Origin of the sequence: Nocardiopsis halotolerans DSM 44410 (assembly GCF_000341065.1) — a bacterium.
Classification (GTDB): Bacteria; Actinomycetota; Actinomycetes; order Streptosporangiales; family Streptosporangiaceae; genus Nocardiopsis; species Nocardiopsis halotolerans.
Window position 1 is genome coordinate 1 of record NZ_ANAX01000380.1, and the last position, 17,143, is coordinate 17,143.

The following is a 17,143-nucleotide window of genomic DNA, read 5'->3' on the forward strand; positions in this document are numbered from 1 at the left end:
CCTCCGCGGCCACGCCGTAACGGCCCCGGTGCAGGGTGCCGTTGAGCACCAGGCCGCCGCCGATGCCTGTGCCCAGCGTGACGCAGACGATGTGGCCGCTGCCGCGTCCGGCGCCGAACCGGGCCTCGGCCCATGCGGCGGCGTTGGCGTCGTTCTCGATGACCACGGGCAGCCCGACGCGTTCCTGGACGTGGTCCCGCAGGGGCTCGTCGCGCAGACCGAGGTTGACGGCGACCTGGACGGTGGCGCGGTCCTCGTCCACGAACCCGGCCACGCCCACGCCGACGGCACCGACGGCGCCGGACTCCTGCCTGCCGCGCAGCTCGTCGACGGCTCGGGCGACGACGTCGGCCAGACCCCGGGGGTCGTTGGAGGGAGTGGGGTACTTGACCTTGTCCAGGATCTGCCCCTCGGGGTCGACGACTCCGGCGGCGACCTTGGTCCCGCCGATGTCTACACCGATGGTCAGCATGAGGGCAGCTCCTTCGTACTTACGCCCGAACTCTGACATAAGTCTCAAGGTTCATGGCAAAGGTTTTTCAGATGATGCGTGCCATCCGATTAAACCAGGCACGAGGCCGCCCCGAACACCCCTGGGGTCGAACCGTGATCCCCCGCGGATCACCCCGCCGTGACCTGCCGACCGTCGCCTTCGGTGCCGTCTCCACCACGGTCCGTCCCGCCCTCCGGACGCGTTCCGGACCCGGCGTCGTTGCGCGTCTGCTCCAGGGAGCGCTCGAACACGTCCCACGTGCGGCCCACGGCCCCGGCAACGGCCAGTCCGGCACGCCCCAGGTGCCCGGCGACCTCGGGACCGGACGTGCGCACGATGTCGAGCAACTCCTCCAGCGGGGGACGCCGCTGCCCCGACTCCAGGCGGATGGCCTCCTCCCACACGTCTCCCTTGTCCGGGGGCGGCGAGACCACGGCTCCCACCCCCCGCTTGACCCCGGCCACCAGCAGCTTGCGCTGGAGACCGTCCACCAGCTTCAGCGCGTCGTCGATGAGGTCGGAGCCCTCGCCCCTTCCCTCACCCGCACCACCGTCGCGACCGGCGTTCTCCGTCATGTCCGTCTCCTCCTTCGCGCCGCGTTCTGCTTCACGGTAACCGGCGACGGACGGGGCGGGGAGGTTTCTCAGGGCAGGTTCAGGGACCAATCAGGGACGGGAGGAAGCCGAAGCACACGACTACGCGGAGTGAGGATATGGAAAACCGACAATCTTCCACGAAAAGTCCAGAAAGCGCGCCAATGTCACATACAACTCATGGTTCTCATGAGGTGCGCAAAAGCTACGCCGAGCGTATAGTCTCGCGTGCGTACGGGGGAGGAACCCGCACCATCGCCCTGACCTGCACGCTTCCGCGCCCTCCGGCGGCGGCGCGCGCACGGGGGCGGGCACGGCCCGCGTACGCGCCCGGCCCGGGGCGGGAACCACCGAGGAGGAACCACACCCGGCAGCACCGCCGCCCCGCCCCGGAGCGACCCAGGGTCACCGTTGGATACCGAACGACAGGGCGTTCTACTCACGAGTAGGGTTGTGTTGTTACGGTCATCACGTCCCGTACTACCCGAACCCGTACACGTCCAGGAGCACCACGTGCGCGAATACAGCTCTCCCGCGAAGGCTGAGATCTCCGACGACGCGCGGCTGACCGACACGCTCTACGCGCGCGCGTCCAGCGAGCCCAACGCCGTCGCCGCCCGCCGACAGAAGGCCGGCCAGTGGCACGACGTCACCGTGGCGGAGCTGCACGGCGACATCGCCGCGTACGCCAAGGCCCTGATCGACGCGGGCATCGAGCACGGCGACCGCGTCGCCCTGATGTCGCGTACCCGCTACGAGTGGACGGTCGTCGACTACGCCATCTGGTCCGTCGGCGGCGTGACCGTTCCGATCTACGAGACCTCCTCCGCCGAGCAGATCGAGTGGATCCTCTCCAACTCCGGGGCCAAGGCCGCCTTCGTGGAGACCGACGCCCACGCCGAGCGCGTCGAGTCGGTCCGCTCCGGGATCCCCGAGCTCGGTCCGATCTGGAAGTTCGACGGCCCCGAGTACGCCGAGCTGCGCGCGTCGGGCTCCGGTGTCGGCGACGAGACGCTGGAGAAGCGCCGCACCGCCGTCAGGGCCGACGACACCGCCACCCTCATCTACACCTCGGGCACCACCGGCCGCCCCAAGGGGTGCAAGCTCACCCACCGCAACTTCCTGTTCATCTCCCACAGCGCGCTGGAGGGCCCGGCCAAGCAGGTCCTACGAGGCAGGGATAACCCCTCCACCCTGCTGTTCCTGCCGCTGGCCCACGTCTTCGCCCGCTTCGTGCAGGTCATGGTCATCGAGGCCAAGGCCACCCTCGGCCACTTCCCCTCCACCGGACCGGAGCTGATCGAGCAGCTCTCGGTGTTCCGGCCGACCTTCCTGCTCGCGGTACCCCGCGTGTTCGAGAAGGTCTACACCAAGGCGGAGCAGAAGGCCACGGCCGAGGGCAAGGGCCGGATCTTCGGCGCCGCCGCCGACACCGCCGTCGCCTACAGCAAGGCGCAGGCCACCGGCCGGATCCCCCTCGGCCTCAAGGTGAAGCACGCCCTGTTCGCCAAACTGGTCTACGGCAAGCTCCTGGCCGCCCTGGGCGGCAACGCGGAGTACGCCGTCTCCGGCGGCTCCGCGCTGGGCGCGCGCCTGGGCCACTTCTTCCGGGGGATCGGATTCACCATCATCGAGGGCTACGGCCTCACCGAGAGCACCGCCCCCACCTCGGTGAACAGCCCCGAGTTCAACAAGATCGGCACCGTGGGCCAGCCCCTGCCCGGGACCACCATCAGGATCGCCGAGGACGGTGAGATCCTCCTCAGGGGCGACCACGTCATGGTCGGCTACTGGGAGAACGAGAAGGCCACCAGGGAGGCCTTCACCGAGGACGGCTTCTACCGCACCGGCGACCTCGGCACGCTGGACGACGACGGCTTCCTGAGCGTCACCGGACGCAAGAAGGAGATCATCGTGACCGCGGGCGGCAAGAACGTCGCCCCGGCCGTCCTGGAGGACCGTATCCGCGCCCACGCCCTGGTCAGCCAGTGCATGGTGGTCGGGGACAACCGCAAGTTCATCGCCGCGCTGGTCACGATCGACCCCGAGTCGTTCGCGCAGTGGCGGGAGGCCAACAACAAGAGCGGTGAGATCGCCGACCTGGTCGGGGACCCGGACCTGAACGCGGCCGTTCAGGAGGCCGTGGACAACGCCAACAAGGCGGTCTCCAAGGCCGAGGGCATCAAGAAGTTCAAGATCCTGCCCAGCGACTTCACCGAGGAGAACGGTCAGATGACCGCTTCCCTGAAGGTCAAGCGCCACGTGGTCAGCAAGCAGTGGAGCAAGGAGATCGACGACATCTACGCGGGTTGATCCCCGCGCCCGTCGCGCACGGTGAAGGCCGGTCACTCCCCGGGGGGACGACCGGCCTTCACCGTTTCCCCCGGCCGTACAGGCGTCTCACCGCGCCCGGGTACGCGTCCGGACGGTGGTGACGGCATGCCCGCCGTGCTCCTCCGCCCCGGACGGGGTCAGGGGCGCCCTGTGCCACTGCTCGGACGGCGGCCCCCCGAGGGACAGACGGGTGCGCCCCGGCGGGTGGCGCTGGACGGGCCCGCCCGGCTTCCGGGGAGCTCCGCGCCGGGGCGTACGCCCCGGCGGCCCCGTACCGGCGCCGACCGCGCACAACACGACGGACCCGGCCGCGGGACGCGGCCGGGTCCGTCGACGACGCTGTGGACGCCCTAGTGGGCGGCCTCCTTCTCCTCCTCGTGGGAGGAGTGGTGCAGGTGGTGGCCGCTGTGCGCCTCCACATCGTCAAAGGACACGTTGTCCTTGGTGTACCAACGGGCCAGGGCGCGGCGGAGCTTGCCGGAGCCCTTGCGGGCCTCGGGGTTCTCCACACCCTTGTCGTCGGTGTCGGCGTCGTCGGCCAGTGCCGTCGAGGTGATGGTGGGCTTGCTCTCCAGGATGTCGACCATCCCGTCGGAGTTGGGCTTGTGCACCTCGATGAACTCGCCGCTGGGCAGCTGCTGGATGGTGCCGCTCTCGTAGCCGTGCTCCAGCATCTCCCGGTCACGGCGCTGGAGGCCCAGGCAGACCCGCTTGGCGATGAAGAACGCCAGGATCGGGCCGACGATGGCCAGCACCCGGAAGATGTACGTGCTCACGTACAGCTCGATCGAGAAGGTCTCCGAGATGATGTCGTTGGACCCGGCCAGCCAGAGCACGCCGTAGAAGGTGACACCCGCGGCGCCCACGCCGGTGCGCACCGGCGCGTTGCGCGGACGGTCGGCGACGTTGTGCGCGCGCTTGTCCCCGGTGATCCACTGCTCGATGAACGGCCACGCGGCCAGACCACCGAAGATCAGGCCCGGGACGACCAGGCCGGGAACGAGCACGGCCGTCGGGAGCGCGTACCCGAAGATCGTCAGGTCGAACCAGTTCGGGAAGATACGCAGCGACCCCTCCATGAAGCCCATGTACCAGTCGGGCTGGAGCCCGGAGGTGATGGACGTCGGAGTGAAGGGCCCGAACAGGTGGATCGGGTTGATCTGCACGAACGCGCTCAGGCCAGCGATCACGGCGAAGGTGAAGAAGAAGAATCCACCCGCCTTGACCGCGAACGCCGGGAACATGGGTGTTCCGACCACGGTCTTGTCCGTGCGTCCCGTGCCCGGGTACTGGGTGTGCTTCTGGTGCCACAGGATCATGAAGTGCGCCACGATCAGGCCCAGCAGCAGCGCCGGGATCAGCAGGATGTGCAGCATGTACAGCCGGGAGATGATGTCCTCGCCGGGGAACTCCCCGCCGAAGAGGAACATCGACACGTACGGACCGACGAGCGGCAGCGCCAGCATCACACCCTGGAGGATGCGCACGCCCATGCCCGAGGGCAGGTCGTCCGGCAGCGAGTAGCCGAAGAGACCCTCGACCATGGCCAGGGCGAAGATCGCCACACCGATCAGCCAGTTGATCTCGCGGGGCTTGCGGAACGCACCGGTGAAGAACACGCGGAGCGCGTGCACGACCAGCGCGGCCACGAAGATCAGCGCGGCCCAGTGGTGGATCTGGCGGATCAGGAGCCCGCCGCGTACATCGAAGGTGATGTGCAGCGTGGAGGCGTAGGCCTCCGACATCATGACGCCCTGGAGGCGTTCGTAGGAGCCGTCGTAGACGATCTCCATCATGCTCGGCTTGAACCAGAGCGTGAGGAAGACGCCCGTGAGCAGCAGGATGATGAACGAGTACAGCGCGATCTCGCCCAGCATGAACGACCAGTGGTTCGGGAAGACCTTGCGCAGGTTCTTCTCGCCGGTCTTGGCCAGGTGGAAGCGGTCGTCGATGAAGTTACCGACGCCGCGAAGCGCCTTGGGTGCTTGCGTGGTCTTACTCATCGACTAGTCCTTCGCGTAATCCCAGAACGTCGGACCGGGCGGCGCGGTGAAGTCGCCGGTCGCGATGAGGTAACCCTCGTCGTCGACGCTGATCGGCAACTGCGGCAGGGCGCGGTGCGCCGGACCGAACACGACCTCCGCCGCGTTCGCCGCGTCGAACGTCGACTGGTGGCACGGGCACAGGATGCGGTGCGTCGTGCTCTCGTACAGGGCCGCCGGGCAGCCCACGTGGGTGCAGATCTTGGAGTACGCGACGATGCCGTTGTGCGTCCAGTTCAGACGCGTGGCGCCGTCGGTCCCCTCGACCTCCTCCTTCATGCGCTCCTGCCAGTCCCCCTCGGGGATCTTGATCAGCAGGATGACCGTCTTGGCCTGCTCGTTCAGGCTGAGGTGGTGGCCGTGCTCGGTCGCGGGCAGGGCGGAGATCATCGCGTTGGGGTCGTTCTCGAAGTCCTCCGCGCGGATGGCGCGGTCGGTGCCCTCGACGACCATGCGACGGCCCGGCTCCCACGTCGTGTGCTTGAGCTGGCCGCCGGGCAGCGGGCCGGTGTCACGCAGCAGCACGATCGGCGCCAGGCCCAGGGGCACCATCGCCAGGATGAGGGTGCGGCGCATCAGCGGACGCTTGGTGAAGCCGCTCTCGTCCGCGCCCCTCATGAAGAAGTCGCTGAAGGAGCCCTTCTCCTTCTCGCTGGAGGGCAGCTCGTCGTAGGGCGAGTGCACCTCGTAGTGCGGCATCACCTGGCGGGCCCACGCCGTCATGCCCGCGCCGATACCGAACATGGACAGGGTGAGCGAGCCACCCAGCAGCATGTTCGAGTACTGGGCGATCTGCGGGGCGCCGATCGCGTCCGGCGGGAACAGGAAGTAGGAGACCAGGAAGCCGAGTCCGCCGAGGAACGCGAGGACGAACCACACCGAGGCGATCTTCTCACCCCGGCGCTGCGTCTCCTCCGGACGCGCGTGCGTCTCCGAGGCCGCGTACGGGCCGGCGTGCTCGCCGGCCTCCGGGGCGGCGGTGGCATCGGACACCACGGGCTCGTCGGCCTTCGGGGTTCCGACGACGCGCTCGGGCTCCCCGGCCTCGTTGTTGTCGTTGGTGTTGTTCTCAGTCATGGGCTCGCTGCTTCGCGGTGATCCAGATCGCGCAGGCAATGATCAGGGCCAGACCAACGACCCACGCGATCAGGCCCTCGGCCACCTGGCCGACCCTCTGCAGGTCGAAGATGCCTCCGGCGTCCGGTTCGGCCTGGAGGGTCTTGATGTAGGAGATGAGCTCCTGCTTCTCCTCGGGCTCGATGGCGCCGTCACTGAAGATCGGCATGGCGCCCGGGCCGCTCACCATGGCCTCGTAGATCTGGCGCGGGGTCGCGTCGTGGATCTCGGGGGCCCAGCGGCCGTCGGTCAGGGCGCCGCCGCCACCGGACCAACCGTGGCAGTGCGCGCAGTTGGTCAGGTAGAGCTGCATGCCCATCTGGGTGTCGTCGGCGCCTTCGAGGTAGGAGTCGTACTCGTTCTCGTACTCCTCCAGAGCGGCCTCGTAGGAGGCCTCGTCCTCGAAGGACGACCGCTCCGGCGCCTCGCCGGGGACGTCGTAGGGGATGTCGGGGCCGCCGGTCCTGATCTGCGCGTTGTAGTACGCGATCAGGTCGGCGAGCTCCTCCTCCGTCATGGCCATGGGCTTGCGCGGCATCTGCGCGTCCGGGTCCATGGACGGCATGCGCCCCGTGCTGACCTGGAAGTTGACGGCCGCGGCGCCGACGCCACGGATGTCCGGACCCCGGAGGATCTCGCCGTTCTCGTCGTAGGTGCCACTGCCGTCGTAGTTGTGACAGGTCGCGCACGTCTGGTTGAAGATGTCCTCGCCGTTGGCGATGTCCACGTCGTCGACGTTCTCCTGCGAGGGGGCGTCAGCGGCGAGGGTCTGCGCCTGTGCCTGCTCGGCGGTGGGCGCCAGGGCGGCGTACCCCACCCCGAACAGGGCTAGCGCGAGGATGACGACGACATACCCCGCAAGGGGATGCCGTCGCCGCGCGGTGATCCATTTCACGGTTTCCCCGTTTCGGGTTACTGGATGAAGTAGATGGTGCAGAACAAAGCGATCCAGACCACGTCGACGAAGTGCCAGTAGTAGGACACGACGATCGCGCTGGTCGCCTGCTGGTGGGTGAAGCGCTTCGCGGCGTACGTGCGTCCCAGCATGATGAGGAACGCGATCAGCCCACCGATGACGTGGAGTCCGTGGAAGCCCGTGGTCAGGTAGAACATCGACCCGTAGGCGCTCGACTGGAGAGTCAGGCCCTCGTGGACGATGAGCTCGTAGTACTCATAGGCCTGTCCAAGGACGAAGATCAGGCCCATGACGAACGTGATGTAGAACCACATGCGCAGCTTCCTGACGTCGCCGCGCTCGGCGGCCCAGACGCCTGCCTGCGCGGTGAAGCTGGAAGCCACCAGGATCACGGTGATGCCCAACGCCCACGGAACGTTCAGGTGGGTGTCGGGCCACTCCCCCAGGGCGGGGTTTCCGTTGGTCACCGATCGGATGGTGAAGTACATCGCGAACAGCGCAGCGAAGAACATGAGCTCGTTGGCCAACCAAACGATGGTGCCAACGCTCACCAGGTCAGGACGCTTTGCCGCACCATGTGCTGGTGTCGGTGCTGTTTTTGGGTTCGCGGTTGCTGTCGCCACGGGAGCATTATTACGGCATCTCGCGAAGACCCGTACTCGACCCCCCGTAACGCGGCGGATCGGCACCGGCGCGAGGCCCTCACAGGCCTCCTGACGGCCTGTTCACCGTGACTGGGACGTTACTGTAGCGGCTCGGCGGGTCCATCCGAGCTCGCGACGCACCACGAGGGACCGAAAATCGCGATCCTGGGCGGCTGAGGCGTTCCGTACCCCCGCGGATGACGCCTCAACCCCCACCAGCCAACGCCCAGGCATCGAAAAGGTCACCATCGCATAACGCGCCCTCGGGGCGCGGTTAGCGCACGGCCCGGGCGTGCTGGCATCCTGTGGTGTCGAAGGTCTCAGTTCCGGACGCGGCCCACGGGCCCTTCTGGGCAGCGGGCCCGCGAGGCAATACAGTCAGAAGGTACACAGCCAACGAACGCCTCGGTCGCACCCCCCACGGCGGCGGCCTTGGTCAGACGCGATGGGACGGTTGCGCGATGGTGGTCAGCGGTACGGACACGGGCGCCAGGATGCGCGTGCTGGTCTACAGCGACAACGCCGACACCCGTGAGCAGATCCGGCTGGCCGTCGGCCGCCGCCCCGCCGCCGNTCCCCGGGTGGAGTTCGTCGAGTGCGCGACCGCGCCCATGGTCCTGCGCCGGCTGGAGGACACCGACCCCGCCACTCGTGTCGACGTGGCGATCTTCGACGGCGAGACCTCCCCCGTCGGCGGGATGGGCCTGTGCCGCCAGGTCAAGGACGAGATCTACCGCTGCCCGCCGGTGCTGCTGCTGGTGGGACGGCGCGACGACGGCTGGCTGGCCACATGGTCGCGGGCCGAGCAGGTCGTCAGCCACCCGATCGACCCGGTCGCGCTCGCCGAGTCCCTGGCCGAGCTCATGCGCCAGCGGGTCGCGGCCCTGAGCGGGTGACCCCGGTGGGACACGGCCCGGGAACGGATCACAACGGCGAGAGGGAACTGCGCCGCCGCCGCGCGGTGGGCGCCGCCCTGCACCACGGCGCCGACATCGGGCGATGGCGCAGCCACGCCCCGTCCCCCTCCCCGGGGGCCTGAGGGCGCTCCGGCCGCGCCACGCGCCGCGCCCCGGCCTCCCACGTGCCCGTTTCCTTCACCGTGGAGCAACCGATCATGAACGTCCCGAACCCCTCCGCCGCGCCCGGGGCCGCCGTCACCGACGAGCGGTCCGCCGTGACCGAGCGGACCTGGTCCAACCTCATCACCGCCCTGCTGGGCGGGCAGACCCTCAGTGCCTCCGACACCGCGTGGGCGATGAACGAGATCATGTCCGAGGCCGCGACCGACGCCCAGATCGCCGGGTTCGCCATCGCGCTGCGCGCCAAGGGCGAGAGCGTGTCGGAGGTGACCGGCCTGGCCCAGGGCATGCTCGACAACGCCGTGCGCGTCAGCGTCTCCGGCCCGACCCTGGACATCGTCGGCACCGGCGGCGACCGCGCCCACACCGTGAACGTGTCGACGATGGCGGCGATCGTGGCCTCGGCCGCGGGCGCCCGCGTGGTCAAGCACGGCAACCGCGCCGCGTCCTCCTCCTGCGGCACCGCCGACGTGCTGGAGCGCCTGGGCGTGGTCCTGGATCTGCCGCCGGAACTGACCGCCCGTGTGGCGGAGGAGGCGGGCATCACCTTCTGCTTCGCCCCGCTGTTCCACCCTTCGCTGCGCTTCGCGGCCAGGACCCGCCGTGAGCTCGCCGTGCCCACGGTGTTCAACTTCCTGGGTCCGCTGACCAACCCGGCACAGCCGACCTCCTCGGCCATCGGGGTGTTCGACGAGCGCATGTGCGAGGTGATCGCCGGGGTGTTCGCCCGCCGCGGCGCCTCCGCGCTGGTGTTCCGGGGTGACGACGGCCTGGACGAGCTGACCACCACGACCACCTCCACGGTGTGGGTGGTGCGCGACGGCGAGGCGCGGCCCGAGAGGCTCGACCCCGCCGACCTGGGCATCGCCAGGTCCCGGCCCGAGGACCTGCGGGGCGGCGACGTCGGGTTCAACGCCCAGGCCGTACGCGACCTGCTCGCGGGCCGCCCCGGTCCGGTGCGCGACGCGGTGCTGCTCAACGCGGGCGCCGCGCTGGCCGCCGTGGAGGGCGTGGACGGCTCCCTGCTGGAGGCGGTGCGCGCCGGATACGAGCGGGCCGCCGCCGCGGTGGACAGCGGCGACGCCGAGCGCGCGCTGGAGCGCTGGGTGGAGACCAGCCAGCAGTACGCCAAGGGAATCTGAGGGCGCTGAGACTCTGGGGGCGGGGCGCGGCGGCCGGGCACGAGCGGGATCTCCACGGAGTTGTCCACAGGGGGAAGGCCGGGCTGGCGGGAGCGGAGGCGGCCAGTCACACTGGAACACGGGGGCGCGTCACCGCGCCGACGGACGCCCGCAGCGCCCCCGATACCAGTCTGGCACCGCGCCCACCCTTCCCGCTGGGCCTTGTGGACAACTCCCGCCCGGTCCCCCGCCGCGCGTTCAGGCTCGGAAACGGGTGACGAAACGCCGCTGCCAGGGCGTCTCCACGGCGTGCTGGGAGTACCCCGCGCGAACGTAGGCGACCGCCTCCCGTGCGGGCACCCCGTCCAGCACGGCCAGACACGCCAGCGCCGTGCCGGTGCGCCCCCGCCCGCCCGCGCAGGCCACCTCCACACGCTCGGTCTCCGCGCGCTCCCACGCCTCGCGCAGGGCCGCGTTGGCGTCGGCGACGTCGGAGGGCAGGCCGAAGTCCCTCCAGCGCACCCAGCGGGCCTCCCAGGCCACGGACGGCGGTTCGTGGCCCAGGAGGTGGAGCGCGAAGTCGGGCTCGGGCCCGGACAGCGGGGGAAGGCTCAGGCCGTGGCCGCGCACCAGCCTGCCCGAGGGCAGGGCGAGCACCCCCGGCGCGTCCGCCTCCCAGGAGGTCGCGCCCACGGCTACCACCCCAGCGCGAAGGCCGACTCGAGGTCGTGTCGGGAGTAGGCCTGGAAGGAGATGTGGGTGTCGGAGGAGAGCACCCCGGCCACCTTGTTCACCCGCCCGGGGATCACCTGGGCCAGGTCCTCGTGCTGGCGGACCCGCACCATGGCGATGAGGTCGACCCCACCGGTGACCGAGTAGACCTCGCTCACCCCGTCGATCTCCGCGATCGCCTCGGCGACCTCGGGGATGCGGTTGACGTCGGCCTTGATCATGACGATCGCGGTGATCACTGTGCCTCCAGGACGGTTCCTCGGATAACGGGACGGGCGCGCCGGCCGCGCCGCGGAGCGCTAGTAGACGTCGGAGAGCCGCGTCCCGGAGCGCCATCGCAGCCGGTAGACCACCAGTCCCACGACCACCCCGGCGATGAACCCGTACACGTGCGCCGCGTAGGCGACCCCGCCACCGGCGCCGGGAGCGTTCGATGTGGTGACGTAGAGAAGATACTGAAGCGCGAAGTAGCTGCCCACCACGGCCCACCCGGGCAGGCGCATCGGGATCACCACGAACACCAGCATGGTCACCCTGCTGCGGAACTGCACGACCAGGTAGGCGCCCAGCACCCCCGAGATGGCACCCGAGGCGCCGACCATGGGCATAACGCCGTCCACGTCGGTCAGGGCGAAGCCGTAGGCGGCGACGACCCCGGTGGCCAGGTACAGCGCCGCGAAGCGCAGCTTGCCGATCCGGTCCTCCACCACGGGGCCGAACACGAACAGGTACACCATGTTGCCGATCAGGTGCGCCGGACCGCCATGCAGGAACATCGAGCTCAGCACCGAGAACCACACCGGTTTGCCGTCCAGCCCACCGCACTCGGGGACCACGTGCGGAACCTGGTCGACCCGGCCCAGGATCTCGGCGGGCACCGCCCCCCAGAACATGAAGTAGTCCTGGATCGCGCAGAAGCGGCCGACCATGTCCGCCGGATACCAGACCGCGGTCGCCGCCTGCGGCGACACCAGGTAGACGAGGACGTTCACCGCGACCAGCGTGTACGCGACGACGGGCACACGGCGGACGGGGTAGTCGTCATTGAGCGGAATCGCGGCCATGCGCCCAGTGTGTCATCTGGGTGTGCGCCTCGGCGCTACGCAACGGGCATGTCCACTCGCCCTCGATCTCCACCAGCCGCGTGGCGGGGTCGGCGAGCCAGTCCAGTACGAGCTCGGTCTCGCCCGGCAGGGCGCTGGGGCTGGGTCCGTACCCGGCGGGCACGTACTCCGCGGTGGCCACGAGCGAGGCCAGGAACGCGGCCGGGTCGGTCCCCGGACGCAGCACCGCGGCGGCCGCCAGACGGCCGTGGCGGACCACGCACGTCTCCCAGCCCGCGACGGTGCGGCGCGCGGCGACCAGGTGCGGGACGGCGGCGATGGCCGTCAGGCGCTGGGCGCGCCGGGCTCCCCGCACGAACGCGGTGAGGCGGTCGCGCAGGTTCGCCGCCTCCTCGTAGCGCAGGGCGGACGCGAGTTCGGCGATGCGCGCGGTGTGCGCGTCCACGACCGGCGCCGGGTCCCCGGTCATGGCGGCCCGGGCGGCCTCGGCGTGCACCGTGTACTCGTCCAGGCTCTCGGTGCCGTCGCAGGGCGCGCCGCACCGGCCCAGCTGGGCCAGCACGCACGCCCCCGTCCACCGAGCGCCTCCCGCCACCACCTCCGGCGCGGTGCCCGCCCCCGGCCTGAAGGTGTGGGAGCACTGCCGCAGCGGGAAGACGTGCAGGAGCGCCTCCCTGGCCTGCTCGGCCTCACGGGCCGAGGCGTAGGGGCCGATGTGGGGCGCCCCGTCGCCCTTGACCGTGCGCACCACCGACAGGCGCGGATAGGCGTCGGTGGTGAGCTTGACCCAGGAGGCGCGCTCGGGATTGCGCGACCGCCGGTTGTAGGGCGGCTTGCGCTCGGCGATGACGCGCAGCTCGCGGACGGAGGCCTCCAGCTCGCTGGCGCACACGATGGGCGTGACGCCCTCCACCAACCCCGCCATCTCGCGGATGCGCTGGCGGTTCTCGGCCGCGGTGAAGTAGCTGCGCACCCGGCGGCGCAGGTTCTTGCTCTTGCCCACGTAGAGGCTGGCCCCGCGGGCGTCGGTGAACACGTACACCCCCGGTTCCTCGGGCAGCCCCTCCGCCAGGTGGCGTCTGCTCCGCTGGGCCTTCGTCGGCGGTTTGGTGACCGCGCGCAGCTCCTCCACACTCGACACGCCCAGGGGACGCAGGCGCTCCACGAGCCCGTTCAGGACACCGACCGTGGCGCGCGCGTCGTCCAGGGCCCGGTGGTTGGGGGTGACCCGGACCCCGAAGTGGGCGGCGAGCGTCCCCAGCTTGTGGTTGCGCGTCTCCCCCCGGGCGAGCACCGCGCGGGCCAGGCGCAGCGTGTCCACGACCGGGTAACCGGGCCAGTCCACCCCGTGGCGCTCGCACGCCGCCCTGAGGAAACCCGTGTCGAAGGGCGCGTTGTGGGCCACCAGCACGGTGCCGGGATCGGCGTCGAGGAAGGCCAGCACACCCGGCAGGACCTCCTCCATCGAAGGGGCCGTGGCCACCATCGACTGCGTGATCCCCGTCAGGAGCGTGATGTTGGCCGGTATGGGGGTACCGGGATTGACCAGGGTGGAGAACTCGTCGACGACCTCCCCGCCGCGCACCCTGACCGCGCCGACCTCCGTGATCCGCGATCCGCTCGCGCTGGTACCGGTGGTCTCCAGGTCCAGCACGACGAACGTCGCCGCGGCCAACGGCGTACCGAGGTCGCTGATGCTGGTTTGGACGCCGGTGGGCGCATCGGACTGTCGAACCACCCGGTCAGGGTAGTCGGCGGCGGGGACAACCCGTCGGAATACGGTCTGACCTGCCCGACATGCAAAGATGTGGGTCATCAGGGCGGCGGGCGGACCACCGCCCCCGCCGGAGCACGAAACGAGGGAGGAACCGTGGGGATCGCGATGCCGGGTGACAGTGAGCGATGGCGGTGCACCGGATGCGGCAATCTCACCCGGTTCGACGTGACCCGGACCGTCCGTTCCCAGGACTACGTCCACCTGGATCTGGCCGGTGAGGGAGGCGTCGAGGAGCGCACCGTGCTCTCCGAGACCATCGAACGGGTGAAGTGCCGCTGGTGCGGCGCCACCGACAGCGTGGAGATCATCGCCCGCCCCGACGCCGACCGGTCGGTCTCCGACTCCTCGGCGGAGAGCCCGACGGGTCAGGCATGAGCGCCCGCCCGGAGGCGGGCGGTGACTTCGACGGCACCGGCGGGCACGACGAGGACGTCCACGCGACGGACACCGCGGACGGCGGCGCCGACAACGACGGGACACATCTGACCCGCCCCCTGCCCGAACCCGTGCGCGCCCGGGTCGTCGAGTACGGCTCGGACGTGCTCGGCGGCATGCGCGCGGGCGACCTGCCCCCACTGCTGCGCAGGGTCGCCAGGTTCGAGCCGCGCCGCAGGGCCAAACTCGCCGGACCGCAGATCGCCGCCCAACTGGAGAGCGACGACGCCTTCCGGGCGATGGTCGCGGCCCGGGTCGAGCAGGTCTGGCCCGAGCTGGCCGAGGGCCTGCGCTCGGGCGTGGTGCCGCCCGCGGCCGACCCCGTGGCCGTGGCGGCGTGCGCCTACCTGCTGCGCCCCGACGGTTGGCCCGACATCATCGAGGGCGTCCACCGCGAACTGGAACGCCAGAACAGCGCCAGGGAGGCGGACCAGGCCGCCGAGGCGCTCGACGCAGCGCGCCGTCAACTGGACGAGACCCGGCACGGCCACCAGGAGGAACAGGAACGGCTGCGCTCCCAGATCAAGTCCCAGCGCACCGAGATCGCCGACCTGCGCCGCAAGGTCCACACCGAGCGGCAGCGGGCCAAGGAGGCCACCGAGCGGGCCTCACGCGCCCTGGCCGAGACGGCCGACCGCGAGTCCGAGACGACCGCGCGGATCAGCGCGCTGGAGTCGGAGAACCGGAGGCTGCGGTCCCGGCTGTCCGCCGCCGAGACCCAGGTGGAGAACGCGCGACGGGCGGTGCGCACCGGACGCAACGCCGACGAGGCGCGACTGCGCGTGCTCCTGGACGTGCTGGTGGACGCCTCCCACGGGCTGCGCCGGGAACTGGCGCTGCCCGCCGCCCTGGACAACCCCGCCGACCTGGTGGCCGAGACCGAGCAGCAGCGGCGCGTGTCGCTGGGCGGGCTGCCCGACGACGACCCCGGCCTGCTGGAGCACCTGCTGACGGTGCCCGGCGTCCACCTGCTGGTGGACGGCTACAACGTCACCAAGACCGGCTACGGGACCCTTCCCCTGGCCGACCAGCGCACCAGGCTGATGAACTCCCTGGAGGGCCTGGCCAGCCGGACCAAGGCCGAGATCACCTGCGTGTTCGACGGCGCGGACGTGGACACCCCTCCGGTGGTGGCTCCCACACGCCGGGTACGGCTGCTGTTCAGCGCGCCCGGGGAGACCGCGGACGAGCTGATCGTGCGGCTGGTGCGCGCCGAACCCCCCGGACGGCCCATCGCCGTGGTCACCTCCGACCGGGAGATCGTGACGGCGGTGCGCCGGGTGGGGGCCAGGGCCGTGCCCTCGACGATCTTCCTGCGCCGCATGGAGACGCACGGCTGACGGGGCGGCCGCGCCCGGGGCCGACCGCTTCCGTCCGGGCGCCGTGCGGCGCCCGGACGGAGAGAACGTTATTCCTTCGTTAGTGTGTTCGCACCATGGGGTGTTCCCAGCGTGGACGTGCCGCCCGGGATCCCCGTGCCCCACCGTGAACACCGGTGCGTCGGTGCCCCCGTGGTTGAGCCGTGCGGGACGGTCCGCTAGGTTCTTCCCGGAACGTGAGTGCTCCACCGGATAGAAGGCCATGCCTGTGCCCATCGGTCGGGGACCCGCGCACTCACCCCGCCCGCGCCCCCGCGCGGGCGATCCCTGTTCTCCCAGCACCCCCGTGCGGACGTGACCAACCCCGAGGAGCGTGGACCGCCATGGACAAGCCCGGTCGGCGTACGGCTCGCCGATTCGCTGCCACGACCGGAATCAGCGCGGTCGTCGCCAGCACCCTGATCTCGCCGGGGACCGCGTACGCGGAACCCACCCGGGACGAGGTCGAGGACCGTCTCGCCGAACTGAACGAGGAAGCCTCCGCGGCCGTCGAGGAGTACAACCAGGCCGAGGAGGACCACGAGGTCGCCGAGACCCTCTACGAGGACCTGGAGGAGCGGGTCGGCGACGAGGAGGAGCGCTACGAGGAGCTGCGCGAGGAGGTCCAGCAGCTCGCCAGCGCCACCTACCAGTCCGGCGACGTGAACTCCATGGCCAACATCCTGTCCTCCTCCGGACCGGAGGAGATGCTGGAGCAGAACGCCGACCTGAACTACCTGTCGGAGGCCCAGCAGGCCCAGCTGGACGAGTTCGGCGCCTCCCACGAGCGTCTGTTCGCCCTCAAGGACGAGGCCGAGGAGGCCCTGGAGGAGGCGGAGCAGGCCCTGGAGGAGGCCGAGGAGGCCAAGGAGGAGGTCGAGGCCAAGGTCGAGGAGCAGGAGGCCCTCCTCGCCGAGTTCCCGAGCGTCGAGGACCCCGGTGCCGAGGGTTCCAACGACAGCGCGGGCCAGTCCTACACCGGCTCCGCCACGGGCAACGCGGGCGCCGCGCTGGACTTCGCCTACGCCCAGATCGGCAAGCCCTACGTCTGGGGCGGCACCGGACCCAACGGCTACGACTGCTCCGGCCTGGTCCAGGCCGCCTGGCGCGCGGGCGGCGTCGACCTGCCCCGCACCACCTACGCCCAGGCCGAGGTGGGCCAGCGCATCTACGACATGAACGCCCTCCAGCCCGGCGACATCATGTTCTTCTACGGCGGCCTGACCCACGACGGGCTCTACGCGGGCAACGGCCAGATGGTGCACGCGCCGAGCAGCGGACGCAACATCGAGGTCGTCGGTCTGGCCGCGTACTGGGCCAGCCAGTTCCAGTTCGCCGTCCGGCCGTAGAAGGCCCCGGACTCCGGAGGGGTCGTTCACCCGCGCGGGTGAACGACCCCTCCGCCGTTTAAGAGCTCATATCATTTGGTGAGTCTGCGG

16 protein-coding genes are annotated in these 17,143 nt (G+C 70.4%); 6 read left to right on the forward strand and 10 right to left on the reverse strand.

Annotated features, from left to right (window positions below; all coding sequences use genetic code 11):
• Positions 1 to 472: ROK family protein (locus D455_RS0127390; RefSeq protein WP_017573848.1), on the reverse strand; the 472-nt coding region annotated here is incomplete at its 3' end.
• A gap of 149 nt (positions 473 to 621) precedes the next feature.
• Positions 622 to 1,068: a hypothetical protein gene (locus D455_RS0127395; RefSeq protein WP_017573849.1), complete on the reverse strand. Its 447-nt coding sequence runs from the start codon at positions 1,066 to 1,068 to the stop codon at positions 622 to 624.
• Positions 1,069 to 1,599: 531 nt separating this feature from the next.
• Between D455_RS0127395 and D455_RS0127400 the strand changes: the two genes are divergently transcribed.
• Entirely contained in the window at positions 1,600 to 3,399 is a 1,800-nt protein-coding gene (locus tag D455_RS0127400) for an AMP-dependent synthetase/ligase (RefSeq protein WP_017573850.1), read from the forward strand.
• A 371-nt stretch (positions 3,400 to 3,770) separates the two neighbouring features.
• Here the strand turns inward: D455_RS0127400 and qcrB are convergent, their stop codons facing one another.
• From qcrB to ctaE, 4 genes are read right to left on the reverse strand one after another with little or no spacing between them, the layout of a single operon-like run.
• Positions 3,771 to 5,423 (reverse strand): cytochrome bc1 complex cytochrome b subunit, encoded by a 1,653-nt coding sequence (gene qcrB / locus D455_RS0127405; protein ID WP_017573851.1) that lies wholly within the window; start codon positions 5,421 to 5,423, stop codon positions 3,771 to 3,773.
• A gap of 3 nt (positions 5,424 to 5,426) precedes the next feature.
• Complete coding sequence (gene qcrA, locus D455_RS0127410; protein ID WP_017573852.1) at positions 5,427 to 6,539, reverse strand: cytochrome bc1 complex Rieske iron-sulfur subunit; 1,113 nt, start codon at positions 6,537 to 6,539, stop codon at positions 5,427 to 5,429.
• On the reverse strand, positions 6,532 to 7,473 hold the full coding sequence (qcrC, locus tag D455_RS0127415; protein ID WP_083922495.1) for a cytochrome bc1 complex diheme cytochrome c subunit: 942 nt from the start codon (positions 7,471 to 7,473) through the stop codon (positions 6,532 to 6,534). Before qcrC ends, qcrA begins: the two co-directional genes overlap by 8 nt.
• Positions 7,474 to 7,490: 17 nt before the next feature.
• Complete coding sequence (gene ctaE / locus D455_RS0127420) at positions 7,491 to 8,117, reverse strand: aa3-type cytochrome oxidase subunit III (protein ID WP_169552687.1); 627 nt, start codon at positions 8,115 to 8,117, stop codon at positions 7,491 to 7,493.
• Between the two features lie 482 nt (positions 8,118 to 8,599).
• Here ctaE and D455_RS0127425 point away from each other — a divergent pair, with 482 nt between their 5' ends.
• Positions 8,600 to 9,034: a response regulator transcription factor gene (locus D455_RS0127425; RefSeq protein ID WP_017573855.1), complete on the forward strand. Its 435-nt coding sequence runs from the start codon at positions 8,600 to 8,602 to the stop codon at positions 9,032 to 9,034.
• Positions 9,035 to 9,252: 218 nt separating this feature from the next.
• Positions 9,253 to 10,359 carry an anthranilate phosphoribosyltransferase gene (gene trpD / locus D455_RS0127435; RefSeq protein ID WP_017573857.1) on the forward strand — a complete coding sequence of 369 codons (1,107 nt, stop codon included), beginning with the start codon at positions 9,253 to 9,255 and terminating at the stop codon, positions 10,357 to 10,359.
• A 237-nt stretch (positions 10,360 to 10,596) separates the two neighbouring features.
• Here trpD and D455_RS0127440 read toward each other — a convergent pair whose 3' ends face one another.
• From D455_RS0127440 to D455_RS0127455, 4 genes are read right to left on the reverse strand one after another with little or no spacing between them, the layout of a single operon-like run.
• Positions 10,597 to 11,031: a protein-tyrosine phosphatase family protein gene (locus tag D455_RS0127440; RefSeq protein WP_017573858.1), complete on the reverse strand. Its 435-nt coding sequence runs from the start codon at positions 11,029 to 11,031 to the stop codon at positions 10,597 to 10,599.
• Between the two features lie 2 nt (positions 11,032 to 11,033).
• On the reverse strand, positions 11,034 to 11,309 hold the full coding sequence (locus D455_RS0127445) for an Lrp/AsnC family transcriptional regulator (protein WP_017573859.1): 276 nt from the start codon (positions 11,307 to 11,309) through the stop codon (positions 11,034 to 11,036).
• A gap of 60 nt (positions 11,310 to 11,369) precedes the next feature.
• Positions 11,370 to 12,134 (reverse strand): rhomboid family intramembrane serine protease, encoded by a 765-nt coding sequence (locus D455_RS0127450; RefSeq protein ID WP_017573860.1) that lies wholly within the window; start codon positions 12,132 to 12,134, stop codon positions 11,370 to 11,372.
• Entirely contained in the window at positions 12,112 to 13,872 is a 1,761-nt protein-coding gene (locus tag D455_RS0127455; RefSeq protein WP_026123040.1) for a DEDD exonuclease domain-containing protein, read from the reverse strand. The genes D455_RS0127450 and D455_RS0127455 overlap by 23 nt, the downstream gene beginning before the upstream one ends.
• A 132-nt stretch (positions 13,873 to 14,004) precedes the next feature.
• Between D455_RS0127455 and D455_RS0127460 the strand changes: the two genes are divergently transcribed.
• From D455_RS0127460 to D455_RS0127470, 3 genes are all read left to right on the forward strand, one after another.
• The gene (locus D455_RS0127460) at positions 14,005 to 14,286 is read left to right on the forward strand and encodes a hypothetical protein (protein ID WP_017573862.1); all 282 of its coding nucleotides are present in this window, start codon (positions 14,005 to 14,007) and stop codon (positions 14,284 to 14,286) included.
• On the forward strand, positions 14,283 to 15,686 hold the full coding sequence (locus tag D455_RS0127465; RefSeq protein WP_017573863.1) for an NYN domain-containing protein: 1,404 nt from the start codon (positions 14,283 to 14,285) through the stop codon (positions 15,684 to 15,686). Before D455_RS0127460 ends, D455_RS0127465 begins: the two co-directional genes overlap by 4 nt.
• A 362-nt stretch (positions 15,687 to 16,048) precedes the next feature.
• Complete coding sequence (locus D455_RS0127470) at positions 16,049 to 17,053, forward strand: C40 family peptidase (protein ID WP_017573864.1); 1,005 nt, start codon at positions 16,049 to 16,051, stop codon at positions 17,051 to 17,053.
• Positions 17,054 to 17,143: the final 90 nt, after the last annotated feature.

Excerpts from the sequence above, each read along its gene's own strand:
- D455_RS0127395 (WP_017573849.1), bottom strand. The coding sequence starts at position 1,068 with ATGACGGAGAACGCCGGTCGCGACGGTGGTGCGGGTGAGGGAAGGGGC.
- qcrB (WP_017573851.1), bottom strand. The coding sequence starts at position 5,423 with ATGAGTAAGACCACGCAAGCACCCAAGGCGCTTCGCGGCGTCGGTAAC.
- qcrA (WP_017573852.1), bottom strand. The coding sequence starts at position 6,539 with ATGACTGAGAACAACACCAACGACAACAACGAGGCCGGGGAGCCCGAG.
- trpD (WP_017573857.1), top strand. The coding sequence starts at position 9,253 with ATGAACGTCCCGAACCCCTCCGCCGCGCCCGGGGCCGCCGTCACCGAC.
- D455_RS0127450 (WP_017573860.1), bottom strand. The coding sequence starts at position 12,134 with ATGGCCGCGATTCCGCTCAATGACGACTACCCCGTCCGCCGTGTGCCC.
- D455_RS0127465 (WP_017573863.1), top strand. The coding sequence starts at position 14,283 with ATGAGCGCCCGCCCGGAGGCGGGCGGTGACTTCGACGGCACCGGCGGG.
- D455_RS0127470 (WP_017573864.1), top strand. The coding sequence starts at position 16,049 with ATGGACAAGCCCGGTCGGCGTACGGCTCGCCGATTCGCTGCCACGACC.